Origin of the sequence: Rhizobium sp. CFBP 13644, from assembly GCF_014842165.1 — a bacterium.
Classification (GTDB): domain Bacteria; phylum Pseudomonadota; class Alphaproteobacteria; order Rhizobiales; family Rhizobiaceae; genus Agrobacterium; species Agrobacterium tumefaciens_C.
In genome coordinates this window covers 1-22,895 of the sequence record NZ_JACYVF010000002.1, presented here as the reverse complement: position 1 = coordinate 22,895, position 22,895 = coordinate 1, and the positions used below count along the sequence as shown (strand labels likewise).

Below are 22,895 nucleotides of genomic sequence, written 5' to 3'. Positions count from 1 at the left end.
CACGCTTGTTTCTCGCGCAATCGAATATAAAACTGAGCGCTTCGAATTGTCGAAGACGGATAGCTGAAAAGGAAAACAGGCCCGATGGACTCCATTGTCCCTCTATTGTCAGACCCCGCTGCATGGGTGGCGCTCGTCACTCTTATCGTCATGGAGGTCGTGCTTGGCATCGACAACCTGATTTTCATTTCCATCCTGACGAACAAGCTGCCTGAGCATCAGCGTGAAAAGGCCCGCAAGATCGGTATCGGTCTGGCGCTGATCATGCGTCTCGGCCTGCTGGGCACCGTTGCCTGGATCGTGCAGCTGACGGAACCTGTCTTCGAACTCTTCGGTCACGGCTTCTCCTGGAAGGACATGATCCTGATCGGCGGCGGTCTGTTCCTCGTGTGGAAAGCCACCAAGGAAATCCACCACAATGTGGACCCGGATGATCACAAGGAAGACATGGTCGGCACAGCCGTTGCCAGCTTCTCCTCAGCCATCGCCCAGATCCTGCTGCTCGACCTCGTCTTTTCGCTCGACAGCATCATCACTGCCGTTGGCATGACGCCGCACGTTCCGATCATGGTCGTTGCCGTGGTCTTCGCCGTCACCGTGATGCTCTTGGCCGCCAATCCGCTGGCCAACTTCATCGAAAAGAACCCAACCATCGTCATGCTGGCGCTGGCCTTCCTGTTGATGATCGGCACGACGCTGATCGCCGAAGGCATGGGCTTCCATGTTCCGAAGGGCTACGTCTACGCAGCCATGGCCTTCTCCGCTTTGGTCGAAGTGCTCAACATGATCTCGCGAAATGCACGCAAGAAAAAGAAGGCGATGCACTAGCGTTTTCTGACATCAATTTCTGCCAGAGGCCCGCCCCGTGCGGGCCTTTCGGTTTTTTAAAACGGCAAGACATGTTCTTTGTTGGCACGCAGGAACTGACAGAACGGACTTGCGTTGTTGCTCACACATCATGCAAGGAAAATCAGCCGCTTTGATTTTTCCGATTCTGAAAGAAAAATAACCATATGACCATCGAGCAGATCCTTGCCTTCACTGTGATCGGCGGCATGATGGTCGCCTTCATCATCGACAAGTTCCGATATGACATCGTGGCATGCAGCGCGCTGCTGGTTGCGGTGCTGCTTGGCGTCGTGCCGTTCGACAAGGCCTTCTCAGGCTTTTCCGACGATATCGTCATCATCGTGGCGAGTGCGCTGATCGTCAGCACCTCCGTGGCGCGGTCGGGCATCGTCGATACGATGATCAAGAAATACTTCCCGGAGATGCGCTCGAAACATTTGCAGTTGGCGTTTCTGATGATCGTTGTGGCCGTGATGTCCGCCTTCATCAAGAACATTGGCGCGCTGGCGATCATGATCCCCGTTGCGTTCCAGTTTGCCCGCAAGTCCGGCAGCCCGGTCTCCTATTACCTGATGCCCATGGCCTTTGCCGCCCTTCTAGGCGGCTTGATGACGCAGATCGGCACCTCGCCCAATATCGTGGTGTCTCGCCTTCGGCAGGAATTGACCGGCGAGAGCTTCTCGATGTTCGATTTCACGCCCGTTGGCGCCACGCTTGCCGTTGTCGGCATCCTATTTCTGACCTTTGGCTACAAGCTGCTTCCGGCACGCGCCAAGGATGGCACCTCCGTCGAGGACATTCTGGAAGGGGCGAGCTACGCGGCAGAAGCAACGCTTCCCGCCGACAGCCTGATGATCGGCAAGCCGCTGGGAGACGTTTTGAAACAGGCCGATGGCGACGTCATCGCCAACACCATCATTCGCGGCCACCGCCGTGTTTCGCCATTTCCCGATGTGATCCTGAAAGCGGGCGATACCATTCTTCTGGAAGGCACATCCGAGGGGCTGGACCGCATCGTCTCCAATGCCAAGCTGACGCTTTCCGGCAAACCGATTACCGAAAACGGCCAGAAGACGGTCGATCTGATTGCCATGGAAGCTGTCATTAGCAACGAATCTCTGCTGAGCGGTCTCTCGGCGAGAGATCTGGCGCTCTCCTACACACGCGGCGTCAACCTGATTGCTGTCAGCCGCCGTGGCCACCGGGTGAATGAGCGCCTTGCCGACCTGACGCTGAAGGCTGGCGACGTGATCGTGCTGCAGGGATCACGCAAGAACCTTCCCGGCGTGCTGCGGGAGTTTTCGCTGCTTCCGCTGGCGCAACGGGAAATCCTTCTCGGTACGCAGCGCCGCGCCTTCATCACCGTTCTTATTCTGGCAGCCGCCATGCTTGCCGCCGCCACTGGCGTGGCACCCGTGGCCGTTGCGTTCTTTGCCGCAGCCTTTGCGATGATCCTCGTGGGCGCGATACCGCTGACCGAGGTCTACAAGTCCATCGACGGGCCGATCCTCGTGATGCTGGCAGCCCTTATTCCAGTCAGTGATTCCTTACGTTCCACCGGCGCCAGCGACCTTATTGCCGGATGGCTGGGAACGGCGGCGCAGGGGCTTCCGCCTTATGCTGCGCTCGGCATGATCCTGCTGACAGCAATGGCCGTGACGCCCTTCCTCAACAATGCCGCGACGGTGCTGGTGATGGGGCCGATTGCCGCCGGATTTGCGACAACGCTCGGCTTTCGCCCCGAAGCCTTCCTGATGGCGGTCGCCATTGGTGCCGGTTGCGACTTCCTCACCCCCATCGGCCACCAGTGCAACACGCTGGTCATGGGACCCGGTGGCTACAAGTTCAGCGACTATCCGCGCCTTGGGGCTCCGCTTTCCGTCATGATCGTCATCGTCTCCATTCCCATGCTGCTCTATGTCTGGCCGGTCTAGACGAGGCTGAAACAACCTAATTTTCTTGACGCATGCGGCTGAATGTGGCCTAAGCCATCCCAACAGGAAACTGTGGGATGGCAGCGCATATTGCGCTATTTCCGCTTTTTCTTCGGCATTCAACAACACATCCGTGACACGTGGCTCGCCCCGTATCACCTTGCGTCAGCACGAGTGAAATCCATGACCACTTCCGGCGTCCGCGTCCGCATTGCACCTTCCCCCACTGGCGAGCCGCATGTCGGCACAGCCTATATCGCGCTTTTCAACTACCTCTTTGCCAAAAAGCACGGCGGCGAATTCATTCTGCGCATCGAAGATACCGATGCTACGCGCTCCACGCGCGAATATGAAGAAAAGGTGCTTGAGGCGCTGAAATGGACCGGCCTGACATGGTCTGAAGGTCCGGATATTGGTGGCCCATATGGCCCTTACCGCCAGTCCGACCGCAAGGACATGTACCAGCCTTTCGCCGATGAACTGCTGGAAAAAGGCCATGCCTTCCGCTGCTTCTGCACGCCGGAGCGGCTGACGGAGATGCGCGAGGGGCAGCGCGCCGCTGGCAAGCCGCCGAAATATGACGGACTCTGCCTCCATCTGAAGGCTGAGGAAGTGACTGCGAAGATGGAAGCGGGCGAAGCTTCTGTCGTGCGGATGAAAATCCCGACCGAAGGCTCGTGCGATTTCACCGACGGCGTTTACGGCGATGTGTCGATCCCCTGGGACAGCGTCGACATGCAGGTTCTGATGAAGGCCGATGGCATGCCGACCTACCACATGGCCAATGTCATCGACGACCATCTGATGAAGATCACGCATGTGGCGCGTGGCGAAGAATGGCTTGCATCCGTGCCAAAGCACATTCTGCTCTATCGTTACTTCGGTTGGGAACAGCCGACCTTCATGCATCTTTCGCTGATGCGCAATGCCGACAAATCCAAGCTGTCGAAGCGCAAGAACCCGACCTCGATTTCCTATTATTCCGCGCTCGGCTATCTGCCGGAAGCGTTGATGAACTTCCTCGGCCTGTTCTTCATCCAGATTGGCGAAGGCGAAGAGCTTTTGACCATGGACGAGCTTGCATCCAAGTTCGACCCGGAAGCGCTGTCCAAGGCCGGCGCTATCTTCGATATCCAAAAGCTGGACTGGCTGAACGGCCGTTGGCTGCGCGAAAAGCTGACGCAGGAAGAATTCATTGCCCGCACGCTGGAATGGGCGATGGAAAATGCGCGCCTGACCGAGGGCCTCAAGCTTTCGCAGAGCCGCATTTCCAAGCTCGGTGATTTGCCGAACCTCGCGGGCTTCCTGCTATCGAGCGATGTCGGCCTGACGCCCGCATCCTTCGCTGGCCTGAAGAGCAAGCCAGAAGAAATCCACGAAATCCTGACCACGGTTGCTGCCGATCTGGAAAAGATGCCGGATTGGACGCTGGAATCCATCGAACAGGAACTGCGCGATGTGGCAGAACGCACCGGCAAGAAGCTGCGCGTGGTGACACCGCCGCTCTTCGTTGCCATGTCCGGCTCATCCCGCTCGCTGCCGCTGTTCGACAGCATGGCGGTGCTGGGTCGTTCCGTGGTGCGCCAGCGTTTGAAGGTGGCGATTGCGGTTGCGGCGTCCATGGTTGGCGCTGGAAGTTAAGCAACGACGCTGTTTGGTGTTGCTCGGCAGACCCCACACTCGTCATCCTCGGGCTTGACCCGAGGATCTGCGTCGGGTGCCAAGTATAGAACGTGAGCGGGCCGCACCGGGGTTAGATCCTCGGGTCAAGCCCGAGGATGACGACCGTGCGTGGGTGTGGGCGAGAAGATGGCTCACCAGCACACAGAACAACTTGCCAAAAGGCGATAAAGATGACCGAAAAGACAACCGAAACCACCACCCTCTCCTCCGACGTGACCGAAGTGCGCCGCCAGAAGCTGGCGATGCTGCGCGAGAAGGTTGGCGATGTTTACCCCGCCCATTTTCACCGCACGCTGACCAATGCCGAGCTGGCCGAGAAATATGCCGAGATCGAGCCTGACGTCGAGACCGGCGATACGGTGACGGTTGCCGGTCGCGTTTATTCCTCGCGCAATTCCGGCATGTTCATGGATATCCATGATGCCTCGGGCAAGGTGCAGATCTTCTCTCACAAGGATACGACGCCGCAAGAGGCCCGTGACCTGCTGCCAATGATCGATATTGGCGACATCATCGGCGTGACCGGCAAGGTGCGTCGCACCAAGCGCGGCGAGCTGACGATCAATGCCGAAGAAATCACCATGCTGACCAAGTCTCTGCTGCCGATGCCAGAGAAGTGGAGCGGTATTTCCGACATCGAAATCCGTTATCGCAAGCGCCACCTGGATATTCTCTCCAATGAGGAATCCAAGCTGCGCTTCCAGCAGCGTTCCAAGATCATTTCCGGCATTCGTCGCTTCATGGAAGAGGAAGCTTTCCTCGAAGTGGAAACGCCGATGCTGCAGACCGTCTATGGCGGCGCGACGGCTGATCCGTTCAAGACATTCCACAACACGCTGAAGATGGACATGTATCTGCGCATTGCGCCGGAACTGTTTTTGAAGCGCACGCTGGTATCCGGCCTTTCCGACAAGGTGTTCGAGATCAACCGCAACTTCCGCAATGAAGGTGTTTCCACCCGGCACAATCCGGAATTCACCATGCTGGAATGCTACTGGGCCTATGCCGACTACGAAGACATTATGGGTCTGGTCGAGCGCATGTTCGAGACGCTGGCCATTGCCATTCATGGTACGACGGAACTGGAATTCCAGGGCAAGACGATTTCCTTCAAGGGGCCGTTCAAGCGCGTGCCCATGCCGGATGCCGTGAAGGAAGCGACGGGCATCGACTTCCTCGCAATCAAGACCGACGAAGAAGCCCGCGCTGCCGCCAAGGCTGCCGGTTTCGAGGTCGAGAAGGACTGGACCTGGGGCGAGTGCCTCGCCTTCATCTTTGAAGAAAAGGTCGAGGCAACACTCATTCAGCCAAGCCACGTCACGCATTTTCCGAAGGACATCTCGCCCTTCGCCAAGGAAGTGCCGGGCGAGCCGCGTCTGGTGGAACGCTTCGAGAGCTATTGCAACGCCTGGGAAGTTGGCAACGCCTTTTCCGAGCTCAACGACCCGGAAGAACAGCGCCGCCGCATGGTGGAGCAGCTGGAACAGGCGCATGCCCGTGGCGAAAAGGACAAGCAGCTGGACGACGAGTTCCTCGACGCCATCGATCAGGGCATGCCGCCCGCCGGTGGCCTTGGCATCGGCGTCGACCGCCTGGTGATGCTGCTCACCAACGCGCCGTCCATCCGCGACGTCATCCTGTTCCCGGCCCGCCGCCAGAAGGCGGATTGATCGGCCTTAAAAGAATCATGGAGAGGGCGGGAAAGCCGCCCTCCTCCTCAGCAGGCTAGTCGCCGGTGTCAGGTCGGAACGGCTCGTTGCGCAAGCCTAACTCTGGCGCATCTCATCTCGAATTTTCATTGATATCAGGAAGTGCGTCGCAGAAGGCGAGGCGTCAATGCTCTGGCTTGGCCGGTTCTTCCGGTTTGGCAGAGGCAGGCGCGTCATGCGAAGCAGGCTCATGCGCGCCAGATTTATGCCCATTGGGCTCATCCGGCACCGGCTGCTCGCCATGTCCGGATTCAGCGGCAACGGCTTCAACCGGGCCTTTGCCGAAAATCAGCGATTTTACATAGGCAAGACTGAACATGCTGACGGGTTCCGGCTCCGGCGTGGAGGTCAGCAATGCCGGATCGTCAGAAGTGCCGTGGCCGTCCTTCGCCGTCGGCTCTCCCTCATGCCCCCCACCATGGGCACCTTCCGGTTCCTTGGCGCCATGGCCGTCATCGGCAGGTGCGGCCTCTCCGTGCCCGCCACCGTGCGCATCGCCTGATTTTTCGTGGCCCTTTGCCGCAGCGCCATGCGCATCAGCGGGTGCGTGTTCCGCGGCGGGGTCGCTGCACGGGGTAAATTCATTGAGGCTTGCAGCCAGACGTTCGGTATCTTCCAGCGGAAGGTCGATCTTCAGGCCGTAAAAGACGCCCTCATCATTTGGCGCGCCATCATAATAAAAAGCGGAATAGGTCTTGGCTTGCGCATCCGCTGGAAGCTTGGTGACATCGGGAACGTAAACGACCTGGGCTGCCACCGCCCTGCCCCGCATATCCGAGCGCATGGTTGGGCCCTTCTGATCCAGAACGGAAACCTGAACCAGATCGGGCTTTGTCTCGTCATAGACGTTCTTGGCAACACGCAATGCCGTCTTGATCCGATCCGTACCATCGCCACCATCGGTGCGGATGAATTTGCGGATCCACACAGCGCCGTTTTTCTTGATGTTGACGGTCTGGACCATGCTGCATTCCAGCCCGTTGACCGAGACTTGCGCGGTGCCGAACAGGGCTTCCTTGCCAACGAAAATAGCAGCAACGCCGGATGCTCCCCCCAAAAGGAGGACACCGCCACTGATCAATACGAACTTGCGAGAAAACCGTATTCTCTTGAACACTGATTTCACGTCGAACGTTCCGACATCCATTACCCCGTTCACTACCGCCGTTTCGGTGCGTCATGGATGACGGATTGCGAAACGGACCCAGCGCAGCAACCAAAACTGTTGCCTTGCACGGGTCAATTCTGACGCCTTCTTGTTGAAGAAGATTTAACCGACGCAACAATCCACACCTGTAAATGAACCATTTTTGGACTCCACGTGGAATTGCATCAGAGAAGCCGCAACGCGCTTTATTGCGAATGATTTGCAATATCATTGACAAACATCATGTGAGACCCCAGATTGAGATTGCGAATTATTCGCATTAGGGGTTTTATAGGTTCATGATGTCATCCGCGCTCCGTATTCTCTTCTGTGCCGCCTCGCTTCTTCTGCCTCTTTCCGCCGCAGCAAGTGAAAAACCGAAGGTCGTTACCACCTTCACCATCATTGCCGACATGGCGCGCAATGTGGCTGGCGACGCAGCAGACGTGGAAAGCATCACCAAGCCGGGCGCGGAAATTCACAACTACCAGCCAACCCCGCGTGACATTCTCAAAGCCCGCAACGCCGACCTCGTTCTGTGGAACGGCCTGAACCTTGAAATGTGGTTCCAGAAGTTTCTGGCAAACCTCGCAGGCGTCCCGAATGTGACTGTGAGCGATGGCATCACGGCCATGTCGATCAACGGCGGTGCCTATCAGGGCAAGCCGAACCCGCATGCATGGATGTCGCCGGACAATGCGCTCATCTATGTCGAGAATATCCGCAAGGCGCTGGCGCAGATCGATCCCGCCCATGCGGAACTCTACGCGGCCAATGCCAAGGCCTATTCCGACCGCATCCGACAGGAAATCCAGCCGATGCGCGATGCGATCGCAGGACTACCGGAGCAAAAACGCTGGCTGGTGACGAGCGAGGGAGCATTTTCCTATCTCGCCCGCGATTTCGGGCTGAAGGAACTCTATCTGTGGCCCGTGAATGCCGACAGCCAGGGCACCCCGCAGCAGGTGCGCGGCGTGATCGATGCCATGCGTGAGCACAATATCAAGGTCATTTTCAGCGAAAGCACCGTTTCTCCCGACCCGGCAAAGCAGGTGGCGAAGGAAACGGGCGCGGCCTATGGCGGCATTCTCTATGTGGATTCGCTGAGCGAGGCCGACGGCCCCGTGCCCACCTATCTGGACCTGTTGCGGGTGACCACGCAAACCGTGGTGAAAGGCCTGACCCAATGATGATGGGCAAGCGCAAAGCGGCGCAGACAGGATTGACGGTCGATGATGTGACCGTGACCTACCGCAACGGCCACACGGCGTTGAAAAACGCGAGCTTCTCCATTCCACGCGGCACGATCACGGCGCTTGTCGGCGTCAATGGCGCGGGAAAGTCCACCATCTTCAAGGCCATTATGGGCTTTGTGCCGCTGGCTGCTGGCTCGGTCTCCATCTTCGACCTTCCCGCCCGCGATGCGCTGAAACGCAACCTCGTGGCCTATGTGCCGCAGGCGGAAGAAGTGGACTGGAGTTTCCCGGTTCTGGTGGAAGACGTGGTTATGATGGGCCGCTACGGCCACATGAATTTTCTGCGCATCCCCTCCAAACGCGACCATCAAATGGTAGGCGAGGCGCTGGCCCGCGTTGGCATGGTGGACTATCGCAAGCGCCAGATCGGCGAGCTTTCCGGTGGGCAGAAGAAGCGCGTGTTTCTGGCCCGTGCGCTGGCGCAGGAAGGCCAGGTGATCCTGCTGGATGAGCCTTTCACCGGGGTTGATGTGAACACCGAAGAGCAGATCGTGACGCTATTGAAGGCGCTGCGCGACGAAGGCCGCATCATGCTGGTTTCCACCCACAATCTGGGCAGCGTGCCGGATTTTTGCGACCGCGCCGTGTTCGTGAAGGGAACCGTGATCGCCTCCGGCAAGACCGAAGACACATTCACCGAAGAGAACCTGCAAAAGGCCTTTGGCGGCAGCCTGCGGCACTTCATTCTGGGCGGTACCGATCTGCACGACGATGCCGATCCGCGCCATCTCAAGGTCATCACCGATGATGAGCGGCCTTTCGTGATCTACGGCAAGAACGGAACCACGACGGTGACGACGGAAGCCAAGCCCCATGATTGACACGCTTCTTGAGCCATTCACCTATTCCTACATGCTGAACGCCATCTGGGTCAGCGCGCTGGTGGGTGGCGTCTGTGGCTTTCTGTCATCCTATCTGATGCTGAAAGGCTGGTCGCTCATCGGCGACGCGCTGTCCCACGCCATCGTGCCCGGCGTGGCAGGCGCCTATATGCTGGGACTGCCGTTTTCGCTCGGCGCTTTCTTCTCCGGCGGACTTGCCGCTGCGGCCATGCTCTTTCTCAACCAGAAAACCCGGCTGAAGGAAGATGCGATCATCGGCCTGATCTTCACCTCGTTCTTCGGCCTTGGTCTGTTCATGGTGTCGCTGTCGCCCACCTCCATCAACATCCAGACCATCGTGCTCGGCAACATCCTGGCCATCACGCCTAAGGATACGATCCAACTGGCGCTGATCGGTGGTATCAGCCTTCTGGTGCTAACCTTGAAGTGGCGCGATTTCATGGTGGTGTTCTTCGATGAGAACCATGCCCGCACCGTGGGTCTGAACCCCGAGCTGCTGAAAATCATCTTCTTCACGCTGCTTGCCGCCTCGACAGTCGCTGCCTTGCAGACGGTTGGCGCGTTTCTGGTGGTAGCGATGGTCGTCACGCCAGGTGCCACCGCCTATCTGCTAACCGACAGGTTTGAGCGGCTGATCGGCATGAGCTTTGGCATTGGCGCTGCAACCAGCTTTACCGGCGCATATCTCAGCTACTTTCTCGATGGCGCAACAGGCGGCATCATCGTGGTGCTACAAACGCTGATTTTCCTCACCGCTTTCGTGTTTGCGCCCAAACATGGCTACCTCGCATCCCGCGCCAAGGCGAAAGCCGCGCTGGAGACAGCGCCATGAGCGAGAACATGCAACTGGCAATTCTGCCCTTCCAGCTTCCCTTCATGCAATACGCCTTCATCATCACGCTGATGATTGCGGTGCCAATGGCGATGCTGTCCTGTCTGCTGGTGTTGAAAGGCTGGTCGCTGATGGGCGATGCGGTGTCCCACGCCGTGCTGCCGGGCGTCGTTATCGCCTATATCATCGGCATTCCCTTCTCCATTGGCGCTTTCATTGCGGGCATGATCTGCGCGCTCGGCACTGGATTTTTGAAGGAAAATAGCCGCATCAAGGAAGATACCGTTCTTGGCATCGTCTTTTCCGGCATGTTCGGCCTTGGCCTCGTTCTCTACGTGAAGGTGCAGAGCGACGTGCATCTGGACCACATCCTGTTCGGCGACATGCTGGGTGTGGCGATGGGCGATATCATCGAGACAGGCCTGATTGCCGCAGCCGCCACGCTGTTTCTGGTGTTGCTGCGCAAGGATCTGCTCGTTCATGCCTTTGACGCCCAACACGCCAAAGCCATCGGCCTGCCGGTGCGCCTGTTGCATTATGGCCTGCTGGCTGTTCTTTCGCTGACGGTGGTTGGCGCGCTGCAGGCCATCGGCATTATTCTGTCCGTCGCCATGCTGGTGGCCCCCGGTGCCATCGCCTTTCTGCTGGCGCGGCGGTTTTCCAGCATGATTTTGGTCGCCATATCAGTTGCGGTCACAGCCTCCATCATCGGCATCTGGTCAAGCTTCCTGATCGACAGCGCGCCTGCACCGACCATCGTCCTCATCATGAGTGCAATGTTCATTCTCGCCTTCCTGCGCACGACAATGAAGTCCCGCACGGAACAGGTCATTTGAGGCCCGAACTCTCGCGCTGAAGAGAATATTTCAGACCGGCTGGAACTTCCTGTCAGGGTTCGGCGTCATAGGTGAAGGTTGGAGCCTTTAGGCCTCGACCCCATCAATTGACGCGAAGGGAACGGCCATGTTGAAGTGGGCACTGATATTTTTTGTTATTTCGCTGATCGCCGGTGTTTTCGGCTTTACCGGAATTTCCGCAGCGACAGCGGGCATCGCGCGCATTCTGTTCTTCATCGCCGTGGTCGTGTTCCTGATCTTCGTGGTTCTGGCGCTGATGGCAGGTCAGGCCATTCTCTAACACCAAATTCGAACGAGAAACGGCGGACCGCAAGGCCCGCCGTTTTGTTGTGCTTTCAGACCATATTTTCCGTCATCCTCGGGCTTGACCCGAGGATCTAACGAACCCCAACGTCAAACGTGGTTAGATCCTCGGGCCAAGCCCGAGGATGACGGAGTTCGGGGCAAGCCCCACAAATATCAGGCGTTTACGCCGTCCAGCCACCATCGATCACATGGATCTGCCCAGTGGTGAAACCAGCCTCATCTGATGCGAGATAGGTGACCAGCGCTGCGATTTCCGCAGGCGTGGCGATGCGGCCCATGGGCTGGCGCGCAATGAAATCGGCCAATGCCTGCTCATAATCGCCCGTGGCACGAAGACGATCATGCAGCGAGGGGCTGTCAACCGTGCCGGGGCAGATGGCGTTGCAGCGCACGCCCTTGGTGACGAAATCCGAAGCGATGGATTTAGTCAGGCCGATGACGGCGGCCTTCGACGCCGTATAGGCGAAGCGGTTGGGCACACCCTTCACGCTGGATGCGACCGACGACATGTTGACGATGGCACCCTTGCCGTTTTCCAGCATGGCGGGAAGAAACGCGCGGCAGGTGCGGTACATGGCTTTCGCATTCAGATCGAACGAGAAATCCCAGTCCTTTTCATCACAATCGAGAATGGTGCCGGAATGGACGAAGCCAGCGCAATTGAACAGCACATCGGCACGACCAATCTCGGCGGCCAGCGCCTTCACTGCCTCTGCATCTAGCACGTTCAAAACGCGCGTTTCAGCGCCCTCAAGCGTTGCCAATGCGGCCTCGTTGATATCTGTGGCGATGACGCGGGCACCGAGTTCGATGAACCGTTCCGCTGTCGCCCGGCCAATGCCTTGGCCTGCGGCGGTAATGACGACCGTCTGGCCGCTGAAATTCTGCGCCATGCGCTTTCTCCTCCCGCGCCTAAGCGCCTGATGCAATCGAATATGGATCGACAATTCATAAGTAAACAGTGTATTCATGGCACGTCAAGTGAACCGGGCCAGCGATGATGCATGGTGCTGTCATCTTGTGACGCAGGGCCACGATGATTGAAGACGACAATGAGAAATATCGCGCACCGGCGCTCGACAAGGGGCTCGACATTCTCGAGCTTTTAGCCAGCACCGATGGTGGTTTGACACAGGTGGAAATTGCCAAGGCGATTGGCAAAAGTCCCAATGAATTTTACCGGATGCTGGACCGGCTGGTGCGCCGCGGCTATGTGCAGAGGCAGGATGGAGACCGGTTTTTCCTCACGCTGAAACTCTTTGGCCTTGCCCATTTCCATGCGCCGTTGAGACGACTTGTATCGTTCGCCGCCCCCGTCATGCGCGACTTTTCCAACAAGGCGGCACAGGCCTGCCATCTGGCCGTCTATGATCGCGGCTCCGTCGTCGTCATCGCCCAGCAGGAACCATCCACCTATTGGGCGCTGTCCATCCGGGTCGGCGCGCAGATGAGCCTGTTCAACACCGGCTCCGGCCATGTGCTCCTGGCCTTCCAGAACGATGCGCAGCGAGACCGGATGATTGCCGAGCAATTGCGCGGCGGTGAGGAAAAGGCCGTGCCGGAAGGCTTGCTGGACAGGCTGGCGCAGGTGAGAGAAAATGGGTTTGAAAACATGCCGAGCCTGCAAACCGCCGGTGTGCGCAACATGTCTGCACCGGTTCTGACGTTGGATGGCACGGCGCTGGCGGTTGTGACCTGCCCCTTCATCGCATCGCTGAACGATGGCGCACCCGGCGCCGATGATTGCCTTGCTCTCATCCGTCAGGCAGCACGGACGATTTCCGAAGTCGCGGCCGGACAATAAAAAACGCGACCGGCAGGGGACCGATCGCGTTTTCTTTGACTGGAGGTATTATACCTTAATAACGGGAGACCTCAGCAAAGGTTCCGCAAAAAATGCGGAGACCCTTAAGCGGCCAGTTCCTTGCGAACGATTTCGCGCAGGGAAACGAGATCCTTGGCGAACTGGCGAATACCTTCCGACAGCTTTTCCGTTGCCATGGCATCCTCGTTGAGCTGCCAGCGGAATGTCTTCTCGTCCATGGACTGCAATGGGCTGGCCGTTGCGTTGTCTGGCGAAAGCTTGCGCTCCAGCGTGCCGGTGTCCTTGTCCAGCTCTTCCAGAAGTGCCGGGCTGATGGTCAGGCGGTCGCAACCAGACAGGGCTTCGATCTCGCCAACATTGCGGAAGGACGCGCCCATGACGACGGTTTCGATGCCGTTGGCCTTGTAATAATTGTAGATTTCGCGAACCGAGACAACGCCGGGATCGGTCTCGGATGTGTAGTTCTCACCCGTGGACTTCTTGTACCAATCCAGAATTCGGCCAACGAAAGGCGAAATCAGGAACGCCTTGGCTTCTGCGCAGGCAATGGCCTGAGCCTGCGAGAACAGCAGTGTCAGGTTGCAATCGATGCCTTCAGCCTGCAGCACTTCAGCAGCCTTGATGCCTTCCCAGGTGGAAGCCAGCTTGATGAGGATGCGGTCCCGCTCTATGCCGCGTTCCTTGTAACCGGCAATAATCTGGTGCGCCTTGGCAATGGATGCCTTTGTATCGAAGGACAGGTCGGCATCGACTTCGGTCGATACGCGGCCGGGAACCAGATCAACCAGCGCAGCGCCAACCGAAATGGCCAGACGGTCTGCAACTGAGCCAACAACAGCGTCGGAATGTCCGCCCTGCTTCTTGCCCCAGGATACGGCTTCCTTCACGGCATCGGCAAACATGGGCGTGCCAAGCGCCTTCAGCACGATGGAGGGATTGGTGGTGCAATCCACCGGCTTCAGGCGCGCGACCGCCTCGATATCGCCCGTATCGGCCACAACCGTTGTGATTTCGCGAAGTTGGTCAAGTTTGGACTTCATGCCGTTTGATCCTCGTGATCTTAATGAAACTGCTTCAAGCCAGTTTTGCCCACGCGTCAAAATTGCGGCGCCGGAACCGGTTTTTCTAGGGTGCGAGTATCGTTGTCAAAATGGCAAAGTCAAGACATTTGCGCAATCCAATTGACATAAGTTTCATACCAGCGATACTTGCTCAACAACAAAATCACGGCGAAGACAGTGGCAAAACTGAGAAGAGAAACCCATACCGCCTATTCCGAAGCCGCTTCCCTGCGGTTGCGGGCGGCATGGCTGTATTACAATCAGGGCATGACACAGAAGGACGTGGCGGAAAAGCTCGGGATCAGCCGCTCCACCGTCATCCGGCTTCTGGACGAGGCCATGAAACGCTCCGAAGTTCAGATCTGGATCAATGAGGGCATCGAAGATTACGTCGAACTCGCCATAAAACTGGAAGCGGCCTACGGGCTGGATGAAGCCATCATCATTCCCTCGGCCTCCGCCAAAGCAGAAGACATTGCCAAGGCCGTAGGCCTTGCGCTCGGGCAGTTTCTCTCAGAAGCCGTGCCTGATAATGCCACCATCGGCGTCGGTTGGGGCCGCACCATGACGGCATCGCTTTCCAGCTTCCGCCCGCCACGCCGGGAAAACTGCAAGGTCGTTTCGCTTCTTGGCGGGATCGTCGCCGTCCACCAGACCAACCCGCTGGATTACACATGGCGTCTGGCGAGCGCGCTGGGGGCGGAATGCTACATGTTCCTTGCGCCGCTTCTGGTGGATTCAGAGGAAACACGGCGCGCCCTGATCGAAAAATGCGGGCTGAACACACTGTTCGAGCTGGCCGAAAATCTCGACCTTGCCATTGTCAGCTGCGGCGATATCGGACCGCATTCCACCTCGCTATCGGAAGGCTTCATTTCCAGAGAGACCCATGAGGAACTGGTGGCGGCGGGATGCGTCTGCGACACCATGTTCAACTTCATCGATGCCGAGGGACGCTCGGTCGATCACCCCATCAACCAGCGCGCCATGGCCATCGGCCTCGATACGCTGAAAAAGGCAAAACACATCGTGCTGGCCTCCGGCGGCGCCCACCGCGCCACCGCCATCCGCGCCACCATCAAACGCATCGGATGCAACACGCTGATAACGGATGAGGCGGCGGCACGGGCGTTGCTGGAACTGGGGGAATGTGGGGGCGGGTGACTGAGATCGGAAGCTGTCAATCGACTTCAGTTGGCCACTCACGCGCGCCATGCTGGACGAACAAGACTTCGACCTTATCATCTCGCACGCGGTAAGCGACGATGTAAGGCGTACCGGGTACCACCAATTCTCTCGTACCGACGATATCGCCTGTCCGACCGATAAATGGGTTGGATGATAAAAGTTCATCCGTCTTCGTGTAAATGAGCCTGACCATACGAGCCGCAGCGCGTGGATTGTGCTCCGCAATATAGTCACCAATAAGCGCAAGCTCGTTCAGGCAACGGCTGGTCCAAACCAATCGCATGATGGATCAAGCCTGATCGTATCGGCTCAGGACCTTGGCGATGTCTTCGTCGGTCGCGAAGTTACTGTTGTCGGCGTCTTCAATGCCCGCTTTGACACCGGCGATCCATTGCTCTTGCCAAGCGATTGATCGGCCATGGGACAAAGCTTCTTCGACGATGCGGCTGCGTGTCATGCGCGTTTGCTGCGCAAGCAAATCGACGCGACGGCTCAAATCTTCAGGCAGATCAATTGTGCTTCTCATCGCTACCTCAGCAGTTTCGCCGTTCCCATCTCAATATCACAAGGTCCCGCCTCAAATCAAACCTTGCCCGTCTCCCACCCAAGCATGGCGCGTTTGCGGGTGAGGCCCCAGTGGTAGCCGGTGAGCGCGCCGCTTTTGCCGACGGCACGGTGGCAGGGGACGACGAAGGAGATGGGGTTGGCGCCTATGGCGGCGCCGACGGCGCGGGATGCCTTGGGCTGGCCGATATCGTGGGCGACATGGGAATAGGTGACGGCCTTGCCGAGCGGGATCTTGAGGAGGCTTTTCCAGACCCCCACCTGAAAATCCGTTCCCAGCAGAACGACGCGCAGGGGCTGTTCGCTGCTCCAGCGTTGCGGGTCGAAAATGCGGGCGGCGTAGGGTGCGGTGGCGGCGACATCTTCCAGATAATCGGCATTGGGCCAGCGGCGGGACATGTCTTCGAAACAGGCCTGCTCCTCACCCGGATCGGCAAAGGCGCAGCCCGCCAGACCGCGATCGGTGATCATAACAAGTGCAAGACCGAAGGGCGACGGGTGGAAGCCGTAACGGATCTGAAGGCCAGCGCCTTTGGCTTTCCATTCGCCGGGAGACATGGCCTCGTGGGTGACGAAGAGATCATGCAGGCGACCGGGGCCCGACATGCCGACTTCCAATGCCGTTTCCAGAAGCGGAAGGCTTTCTTCGCGAAGCAGACGCTTGGCGTGATCGATGGTCACGGCCTGAAGGAATGCCTTGGGCGAGAGGCCAGCCCAGCGCGTAAACGTCTTTTGCAACTGCGTGGGGGATTGTTCGAGCTTTGCGGCAATGGTTTCGAGAGAGGGTTGATCGCGATAGTCCAGCGTCAGTATCTCGATCACCCGCCGCACGGTTTCGTAGTCCGATCCCACCGGGGTGATATCCTCGCTGAGGGTGATGCTGGCATTCATGGCGTCTCTCCTTGAACGTCAACCAACCACGCAGCGCCGCTTTTCTCCACCCGTTTCTTGCCGAAAAAGCTAAATTCTGAGCCGCACCGTTGCAAGCGCGCCGCGAAATGCCCTCGCAAAGCTTTCCCGGTCATCGGGATTGAGGAACGAGCCGATATCTGTCACGCGCCCCTCGCCTGAGACATGCATGGACAGGATGCCGATTTCATCATGGCGCTTAACCCGAAAGCGCGCCCAGAACGGGTTGAAATGATGCTCTACCACGCGGCCTGCCGGAGAAACCTTGCGGATGGAAACATTGGTGCGCGACACCGTGACTTCCTCACGCGCTTTGGCCGCCCGATAATTGGCACGAAAAGCGATGTAGAGTAGAAGAAAATCAAGACATAGAAACAGGCCGATGGGCCATGCCCCGGTGATCATGAAGAAAGCGCCATAGCCGAGACACACGGTTCCCGTGAGACCTAAAAGCACGTAAAATCCCTTGCGCCCGAGGGAGCGATAGGGAACAAGTTCCGCTGCAAAAACCGGCTTTTCGTTTACGCTGTCCACGTTGCGGTCCTCGTCCAATGCTTCGCAGGAAGCTGACATCAGATAAAAGTTAAACATGACAATTGCCAAGAAGAGATCCAGCGCCCAAACGGTGAAAAAGTCAAACGTGACAACACGTCGCAAGCCGGTTCGCGTCAAGACGCTCTACTCGACCGAGGAAGTGTCCGAGATTTTCCGCCGTCTCTCCATCCAGCGGCCGGAGCCGAAAGGGGAGCTGGAACATTCCAATCCCTTCACGCTGGTGGTGGCAGTCGCACTTTCCGCGCAGGCCACCGATGCGGGCGTGAACAGGGCGACACGCGGGCTGTTTGCCGTGGCAGACACGCCGGAAAAGATGCTGGCGCTGGGTGAAGAACGCCTGATCGGCTATATCAAGACCATCGGCCTTTTTCGCAATAAGGCGAAGAACGTCATCGCGCTCAGCCAGATGCTGGTCGACAGGTTTGGCGGTGAGGTTCCGCGCACGCTGGAAGAGCTGATCCTGCTGCCCGGCGTGGGCCGCAAGACCGCCAATGTGGTGATGTCCATGGCCTTCGGCGTTCCGACGCTGGCTGTCGATACCCATGTGTTCCGCATTGCCAACCGGCTCTGTCTGGCACCGGGCAAGACCCCGGATGAGGTGGAAGAGCGGCTCGTAAAGATCATTCCCGACACTTATCTCTTCCACGCGCACCACTGGCTAATCCTGCACGGGCGCTATTGTTGCAAGGCGCGCAAGCCGGAATGCGAGCGATGCGTGATTGCCGATATCTGCAAATCGCCGGAAAAGACCTGCGATCTTCCTGCACCGCTGGTGGAGCTACCGGCTCAACTGATTGGAGAATGACGGGTCGCGCTTGCTGATCGACTTGTGCAGATGCACCATCATCGATGCAGCAAATAGCGGCGTCAGCAGGTTGAGGAACGGAATGGCTAGGAAGGCAGCGATAACAAGACCGGCCATGAACACCTTGGTCTGATGCTTTGACCGGAACGCCCGCGCATCGGCCGGGCTACGGAAGCGCATGGCGGCAAACTCGAAAAATTCCCGCCCCAGCAGATAGCCGTTGACCAGAAAAAACGCGATGAGATTGACGCCGGGGACAAGCAGCAGCAACAGCGCAATGATGTTGCCGAGAATGACCACGCCGAAGAATTTCAGCGATGAGGGTATGGCCTCGCTCAATGGCATGGCGGTGCCCGGCGCATCGGCCGGATAATCCTTCTTCTCGATGACCTCGGCGACATCATCCAGAAACAGGCTGGCAATGATGGCGGTGACCGGCGAAATCAGAAGCGCCAGCGCCAGCGCAAGGCCGATGCCCGCGAGAATGGCCAGAATGAAACTCATCCAACCCGCCCATTCGGGAATGCCCGGCAGCAGTTGATCAAGCCACGGCAGGGCGAGCCAGATGAAAATGCCGCGAATGGCAAACCACAGGCCCACAAGCACAAGAATCGTCAACCCTAGGGATTTCCAGAAGGCAGATCGGGTCTCGGCGGCAAAAAGGTTGCCAAAAGCAAGCCGCGCTGCGTCGAAAATCATTCAATTGCCTCCATTTGGGCGGATGATTCGGGAGTGAAATACAAGCGCCGATAGATGCCAGATAGGGCGCTCAGCCACCCTTCGCAAGAAATGCGCCGCGCTTCCTCCAAGAAAAAACACAACTCGACATTTTGCACTTGAAGAAAAGGAGGCGCTAAACTATAAAAACAAACAGGCAAAAAATCGTATATTCTTGCGACCGGGGGCGGGCAGGATGACGATGGGCCATTTTTGTACAACCTAGTCGACGCAATGAACAGCAAGATTTGCTTGTGAGATCATCATTGCGCACTAAAGACAAGACAAACGAGGCCTCGTTGGAAAAGTTGCTGATTGATCTGACCCGGACCCTGAAAACGGGAACGCCCTCTGAACGGCGGATTGCAAAATACATCATCGAGCACCTGGCGGAGTTGCCATTCGAGACGGCTGCGACGCTTGCTGAGAAACTCAACCTCAGCCCGATGACGGTCGGTCGATTCCTGCGCTCGCTGGGCTATCGCCAGCTGAGCGACATTCGTGAACATCTGCGTGAAGAGCCCCGCGTGGTGGAAACCGCGCCTGTATCCAAACAGGAAACGCCACAGACACCATTGTCGTCTCTCATGCTGCAACAGATCCAGGCCGTTCAGGCCGTGTATGATCTGGCGGGACAGCCCGTTTGGAAGACGGCGCTTGCCAATATTGCCGAGAGCAAACAGGTCTTCGTCGCCTCCTCTGCGGAAAGCTTCGGCATCTGCCGCTACTTCTACACCAAGCTGCTGGAATGTCGTGAGCGGGTTCACTACCTGCCCCGCGACAGCGCATCCTACATCTCGCTGATGGACGAGCCTGCCGATGGCACCCTGCTGATCCTGATGGATTGCGGTGGCGAGCTGGCCGAATTGCAACGGCTTGCGAAAATGGCCATGAAGGCTGGCTACGCGACAGTGCTGATCACCACCCGCTTTTATGAGTGGGGCCCTGACAGCGCCGACATCTGCCTGACGATTCCGTTGAGCCAGAATGGCGGCCACAGCATGTTGCAACTGGTGGCCATCACCGAGTTCGTGCTGCATTCGCTGCCGCAGAAAACCGATACGGGCCGCAAGGACCGCTACCGCCGCATCGGCGATATGCAGAAGGTCATGAAGGGCTAATCTGCTGCTTTGCTAGATGGTGTGCACGTCCGCTGCGATGTGCACGCCTTACATCTGCTCCAGTTCTTCGCGGTGGCGATACATGGCCAGGAAGCGCCGATAATCGCGCTCATATCGGTCATAGAACTGCCCGCTCGCCTGACGTTCCTCGCCGCCGGGATACATGGCCGCACCCGCCGCAGCCAATCCATGGTGAACACCGCCCGCAGAGGCAGCCGTCATGGCCGTGCCAAGGAGTACCGCATCTGCCGTGGCAGGAACGACGATGCGCTTTCCGGTGACATCGGCATAAAGCTCCATCAGAAGCGGGTTGTGCACATGGCCGCCGGTGACGTGGAGCGTTTCGACTGCATAGCCAAAACCCTCCATCGCATCCAGCACATGCCTTGCCCCTAAAGCGATTGCCAGGGCAGTGCGCCAGTAAAGGCGGCAAAGGCTGTCAAAGGACGTGTCCAGCGTCAGCCCGCTGACAACGCCGCGCGCGTGCGGATCAGCCAGAGGCGAGCGATTGCCGTGAAAATCCGGCAGGACATGCAGGTGTTCGGCAAAGCTTTTGCCTTCCATGCCGCGCAGCTCCAAGACCCGAGGAACGATGCGAGCATGAAGTTCGGGCGTCGGCTCGCCACCGGCGGCATGCATGCGCACCACATGATCCAGCAACGCACCAGTGGCCGATTGACCGCCCTCGACCAGCCAGTGGCCGGGAAGAACCGCCTGCCAGTATGGACCCCAAAGACTGTGGCCGGGCATGCGCTTTGGAGTGAGCGTGACGAGGCAGCTGGAGGTGCCTGCAATCAGCGCGACATTGCTGCCGACATCGGATTGCAGGCTGCCGCCCAGCGCGCCTAGCGCACCGGCATAGGCATCGATCATGCCTGCGGCGACCTCGCAGCCCGTATCAAGACCCAGTTCATCGGCGGCCTGCTGGCAAAGCTTGCCGACACTCTGGCCGGGTGCAACCGTTTCTTCTGGAAGATTGCCGCGCTGAAGAAGGTCACTGACACCGGCAATATCAAGATAATCCCGGCTCCAGCCTTTGCCCTCATGGGCCAGAAAGTTCCATTTGGCCGTCAGGGTGCAATTGGAGCGGCGGGAGTTGCCGCTTGCCTTCCATGTCAGGAAATCGGCGAGATCGAAGAAATAGCCGGCTTTTGCCCAGCTTTCCGGCAGGTGCTTTTTCAGCCACATCAGCTTGGGCATCTGCATCTCGGGTGAAATCGAGCCGCCCGCGAAATCCAGCACCGGATGGGCAGACGCCGTCAGCAGATCGGCTTCCGCAATGGCCCGGTGGTCGAGCCAGACGACCGTGTCGAAACGCGCCTCGCCTGTGGTGGAAACCGTAACCGGCTCTCCCTGACGCCCGCGCACGACCAGCGAACAGGTGGCATCGAAACCGATTGCCGCAACGCGTGATGCCGGGATATCCGCATCCGCCATGGCCTTGCGCACGGCTACGCAGACAGCGTTCCAGATATCGGTCGAATCATGCTCGGCGTGGTTCTCTTTCGGGCGCTGCATGAGGATGGGATGGGTGGAGCGCGCCATCAACCTGCCGCCTGCATCGAACACACCAGCGCGGGCGCTGCCCGTGCCGACATCGACAGCAACAAGATATTGACGCATCACGCTAAATTCCCATCCCTCGGTCGCAGCCAATCAGCAAAGGTGCAGGCAGCACCGGCAGCCGCTAATGTCGCGCAGCTTGATCGGCCACAAGTTGGACCAAATCCGGCATGGCGTCAAACACCAGATCGGGCTTGAGGCTGGCAATTTGCTCCCGGAAGGCAGGAAAACGGGCATGGGTGCCACCGGTAAAGGCAAAGACCCGCATGCCTGCCGCCTTGGCGGCGATAATTCCAGCGGGGCTATCCTCGATGACGATGCAATTGCTAGGCGCAACCCCCATCTCATGAGCCGCATGCAGGAAGAGATCCGGCGCGGGCTTGCCATCTTTGACCATGGTGGCGCTGAAAATATTCGGCTCGAACCTTTCCAAAAGACCGGTCAGGCCAAGCGAATAGCGGATGCGCTCGGGCTGGCTCGACGATGCAACACAACGGGCAACCGACAGGCGATCCAGTGTCTCGGCAATGCCATTGATGGCCTTGAGTTCCGCTCGAAACCGCTCGAACAGAATGCGACGCATATGCTCCAGAAAATCGATATCGGTCTCGATACCGTACTCTTCCCAGAGCGTTTTCGTCATACTGGCAACGCTGCGACCCAGAAACCTTTCGTAGGCTTCCTTTTCACTGATCTGGACACCCTGATGGGCGACCATTTCGATCAGCACCGCAATCGAAACCGGCTCGCTATCGACGAGAACGCCATCGCAATCAAAGATCAGCAGTGGCGCGTTTCCGGTTTGCATGGCCCATCTCTTTGTCGTCAGCTGACGAGTTTGTTTTGCAGGTAAAGTTCAAGCGTCTCAGCCGTACCCTTCTCCCACAATGTCTTCAAGGCATGGGCGAAGCGTTTCTGGAACAGGTCCGATTTGGCGACATCTCCGAAGATATCATCCAGAGCCAGAAACGCCATCGGGTCATCCTTGGCCTTGATGGCGGCGGCCTGCAGGCGATCAGTGCTGGCATCATTGAAGACGATCTGCGCGCCGCTATCGGATGTGCCTGCAAAATAACGGCACCAGAGCGCTGAGACCAGCGAGAGACCGACGATATCATCGCCCTTTTCCAGACGATCTGCCGTAGACGGCAGGATGAATTTCGGCTGGCGGT

General features: G+C 58.2%; 24 protein-coding genes. 13 read left to right on the top strand and 11 right to left on the bottom strand.

Annotated features, from left to right (window positions below):
• Positions 1 to 84: 84 nt before the first annotated feature.
• The 4 genes from IFT53_RS05215 (at position 85) to lysS (ending at position 6,136) form a co-directional block, all read left to right on the top strand.
• Positions 85 to 828, top strand: coding sequence for a TerC family protein (locus IFT53_RS05215; protein WP_192067047.1), 744 nt, complete (start codon positions 85 to 87; stop codon positions 826 to 828).
• Between the two features lie 185 nt (positions 829 to 1,013).
• Positions 1,014 to 2,783, top strand: coding sequence for an SLC13 family permease (locus IFT53_RS05210; protein WP_192067045.1), 1,770 nt, complete (start codon positions 1,014 to 1,016; stop codon positions 2,781 to 2,783).
• A 183-nt stretch (positions 2,784 to 2,966) separates the two neighbouring features.
• Complete coding sequence (gltX, locus tag IFT53_RS05205) at positions 2,967 to 4,424, top strand: glutamate--tRNA ligase (RefSeq protein WP_192067043.1); 1,458 nt, start codon at positions 2,967 to 2,969, stop codon at positions 4,422 to 4,424.
• Between the two features lie 212 nt (positions 4,425 to 4,636).
• Entirely contained in the window at positions 4,637 to 6,136 is a 1,500-nt protein-coding gene (gene lysS, locus IFT53_RS05200) for a lysine--tRNA ligase (protein ID WP_192067042.1), read from the top strand.
• Between the two features lie 163 nt (positions 6,137 to 6,299).
• On the opposite strand, the gene IFT53_RS05195 is transcribed toward lysS, so the two are convergent.
• Positions 6,300 to 7,301 (bottom strand): hypothetical protein, encoded by a 1,002-nt coding sequence (locus tag IFT53_RS05195; protein ID WP_192067040.1) that lies wholly within the window; start codon positions 7,299 to 7,301, stop codon positions 6,300 to 6,302.
• Between the two features lie 320 nt (positions 7,302 to 7,621).
• Between IFT53_RS05195 and IFT53_RS05190 the strand changes: the two genes are divergently transcribed.
• The 5 genes from IFT53_RS05190 (at position 7,622) to IFT53_RS05170 (ending at position 11,389) form a co-directional block, all read left to right on the top strand.
• A complete protein-coding gene (locus tag IFT53_RS05190) occupies positions 7,622 to 8,512 on the top strand; it encodes a metal ABC transporter substrate-binding protein (protein WP_192067038.1) in 891 nt (296 codons plus the stop codon).
• Positions 8,512 to 9,399: a manganese/iron ABC transporter ATP-binding protein gene (locus IFT53_RS05185; protein WP_446737661.1), complete on the top strand. Its 888-nt coding sequence runs from the start codon at positions 8,512 to 8,514 to the stop codon at positions 9,397 to 9,399. The genes IFT53_RS05190 and IFT53_RS05185 overlap by 1 nt, the downstream gene beginning before the upstream one ends.
• The gene (locus tag IFT53_RS05180) at positions 9,392 to 10,252 is read left to right on the top strand and encodes a metal ABC transporter permease (RefSeq protein ID WP_192067036.1); all 861 of its coding nucleotides are present in this window, start codon (positions 9,392 to 9,394) and stop codon (positions 10,250 to 10,252) included. Before IFT53_RS05185 ends, IFT53_RS05180 begins: the two co-directional genes overlap by 8 nt.
• Positions 10,249 to 11,088 carry a metal ABC transporter permease gene (locus tag IFT53_RS05175; RefSeq protein WP_274604102.1) on the top strand — a complete coding sequence of 280 codons (840 nt, stop codon included), beginning with the start codon at positions 10,249 to 10,251 and terminating at the stop codon, positions 11,086 to 11,088. Before IFT53_RS05180 ends, IFT53_RS05175 begins: the two co-directional genes overlap by 4 nt.
• A gap of 127 nt (positions 11,089 to 11,215) precedes the next feature.
• A complete protein-coding gene (locus tag IFT53_RS05170; protein WP_042617663.1) occupies positions 11,216 to 11,389 on the top strand; it encodes a DUF1328 domain-containing protein in 174 nt (57 codons plus the stop codon).
• A gap of 187 nt (positions 11,390 to 11,576) precedes the next feature.
• On the opposite strand, the gene IFT53_RS05165 is transcribed toward IFT53_RS05170, so the two are convergent.
• On the bottom strand, positions 11,577 to 12,308 hold the full coding sequence (locus IFT53_RS05165; protein ID WP_192067035.1) for an SDR family oxidoreductase: 732 nt from the start codon (positions 12,306 to 12,308) through the stop codon (positions 11,577 to 11,579).
• A gap of 143 nt (positions 12,309 to 12,451) precedes the next feature.
• On the opposite strand from IFT53_RS05165, the gene IFT53_RS05160 reads away from it, so the two are divergent.
• Positions 12,452 to 13,219 carry an IclR family transcriptional regulator gene (locus IFT53_RS05160; RefSeq protein ID WP_192067033.1) on the top strand — a complete coding sequence of 256 codons (768 nt, stop codon included), beginning with the start codon at positions 12,452 to 12,454 and terminating at the stop codon, positions 13,217 to 13,219.
• Positions 13,220 to 13,323: 104 nt separating this feature from the next.
• Here IFT53_RS05160 and tal read toward each other — a convergent pair whose 3' ends face one another.
• The gene (gene tal, locus IFT53_RS05155; RefSeq protein ID WP_192067031.1) at positions 13,324 to 14,280 is read right to left on the bottom strand and encodes a transaldolase; all 957 of its coding nucleotides are present in this window, start codon (positions 14,278 to 14,280) and stop codon (positions 13,324 to 13,326) included.
• A gap of 198 nt (positions 14,281 to 14,478) precedes the next feature.
• On the opposite strand from tal, the gene IFT53_RS05150 reads away from it, so the two are divergent.
• Complete coding sequence (locus IFT53_RS05150) at positions 14,479 to 15,465, top strand: sugar-binding domain-containing protein (protein WP_192067029.1); 987 nt, start codon at positions 14,479 to 14,481, stop codon at positions 15,463 to 15,465.
• A gap of 16 nt (positions 15,466 to 15,481) precedes the next feature.
• Here the strand turns inward: IFT53_RS05150 and IFT53_RS05145 are convergent, their stop codons facing one another.
• The 4 genes from IFT53_RS05145 to IFT53_RS05130 form a co-directional block, all read right to left on the bottom strand.
• Positions 15,482 to 15,772 (bottom strand): type II toxin-antitoxin system RelE/ParE family toxin, encoded by a 291-nt coding sequence (locus tag IFT53_RS05145; RefSeq protein WP_192067028.1) that lies wholly within the window; start codon positions 15,770 to 15,772, stop codon positions 15,482 to 15,484.
• Between the two features lie 6 nt (positions 15,773 to 15,778).
• A complete protein-coding gene (locus IFT53_RS05140) occupies positions 15,779 to 16,015 on the bottom strand; it encodes a CopG family ribbon-helix-helix protein (RefSeq protein ID WP_192067026.1) in 237 nt (78 codons plus the stop codon).
• 56 nt (positions 16,016 to 16,071) lie between these two features.
• Positions 16,072 to 16,944 carry a methylated-DNA--[protein]-cysteine S-methyltransferase gene (locus tag IFT53_RS05135; protein ID WP_192067024.1) on the bottom strand — a complete coding sequence of 291 codons (873 nt, stop codon included), beginning with the start codon at positions 16,942 to 16,944 and terminating at the stop codon, positions 16,072 to 16,074.
• Between the two features lie 69 nt (positions 16,945 to 17,013).
• Entirely contained in the window at positions 17,014 to 17,535 is a 522-nt protein-coding gene (locus IFT53_RS05130; protein ID WP_192067184.1) for a DUF2244 domain-containing protein, read from the bottom strand.
• Between the two features lie 16 nt (positions 17,536 to 17,551).
• Between IFT53_RS05130 and nth the strand changes: the two genes are divergently transcribed.
• On the top strand, positions 17,552 to 18,322 hold the full coding sequence (gene nth, locus IFT53_RS05125; RefSeq protein WP_192067022.1) for an endonuclease III: 771 nt from the start codon (positions 17,552 to 17,554) through the stop codon (positions 18,320 to 18,322).
• Here the strand turns inward: nth and IFT53_RS05120 are convergent.
• Positions 18,296 to 19,021, bottom strand: coding sequence for a sulfate transporter family protein (locus tag IFT53_RS05120; RefSeq protein ID WP_192067020.1), 726 nt, complete (start codon positions 19,019 to 19,021; stop codon positions 18,296 to 18,298). The genes nth and IFT53_RS05120 overlap by 27 nt on opposite strands.
• A gap of 317 nt (positions 19,022 to 19,338) precedes the next feature.
• On the opposite strand from IFT53_RS05120, the gene IFT53_RS05115 reads away from it, so the two are divergent.
• Complete coding sequence (locus IFT53_RS05115) at positions 19,339 to 20,160, top strand: MurR/RpiR family transcriptional regulator (RefSeq protein ID WP_244656395.1); 822 nt, start codon at positions 19,339 to 19,341, stop codon at positions 20,158 to 20,160.
• 48 nt (positions 20,161 to 20,208) lie between these two features.
• On the opposite strand, the gene IFT53_RS05110 is transcribed toward IFT53_RS05115, so the two are convergent.
• The 3 genes from IFT53_RS05110 to IFT53_RS05100 all read right to left on the bottom strand — a co-directional run.
• Entirely contained in the window at positions 20,209 to 21,783 is a 1,575-nt protein-coding gene (locus IFT53_RS05110) for an FGGY-family carbohydrate kinase (protein ID WP_192067017.1), read from the bottom strand.
• Between the two features lie 64 nt (positions 21,784 to 21,847).
• Positions 21,848 to 22,531, bottom strand: a complete 684-nt coding sequence (locus IFT53_RS05105) for an HAD family hydrolase (RefSeq protein ID WP_192067015.1) — start codon at positions 22,529 to 22,531, stop codon at positions 21,848 to 21,850.
• Positions 22,532 to 22,548: 17 nt separating this feature from the next.
• On the bottom strand, positions 22,549 to 22,895 hold a 347-nt coding region (locus IFT53_RS05100; RefSeq protein ID WP_446737654.1), incomplete at its 5' end, for a mannitol dehydrogenase family protein.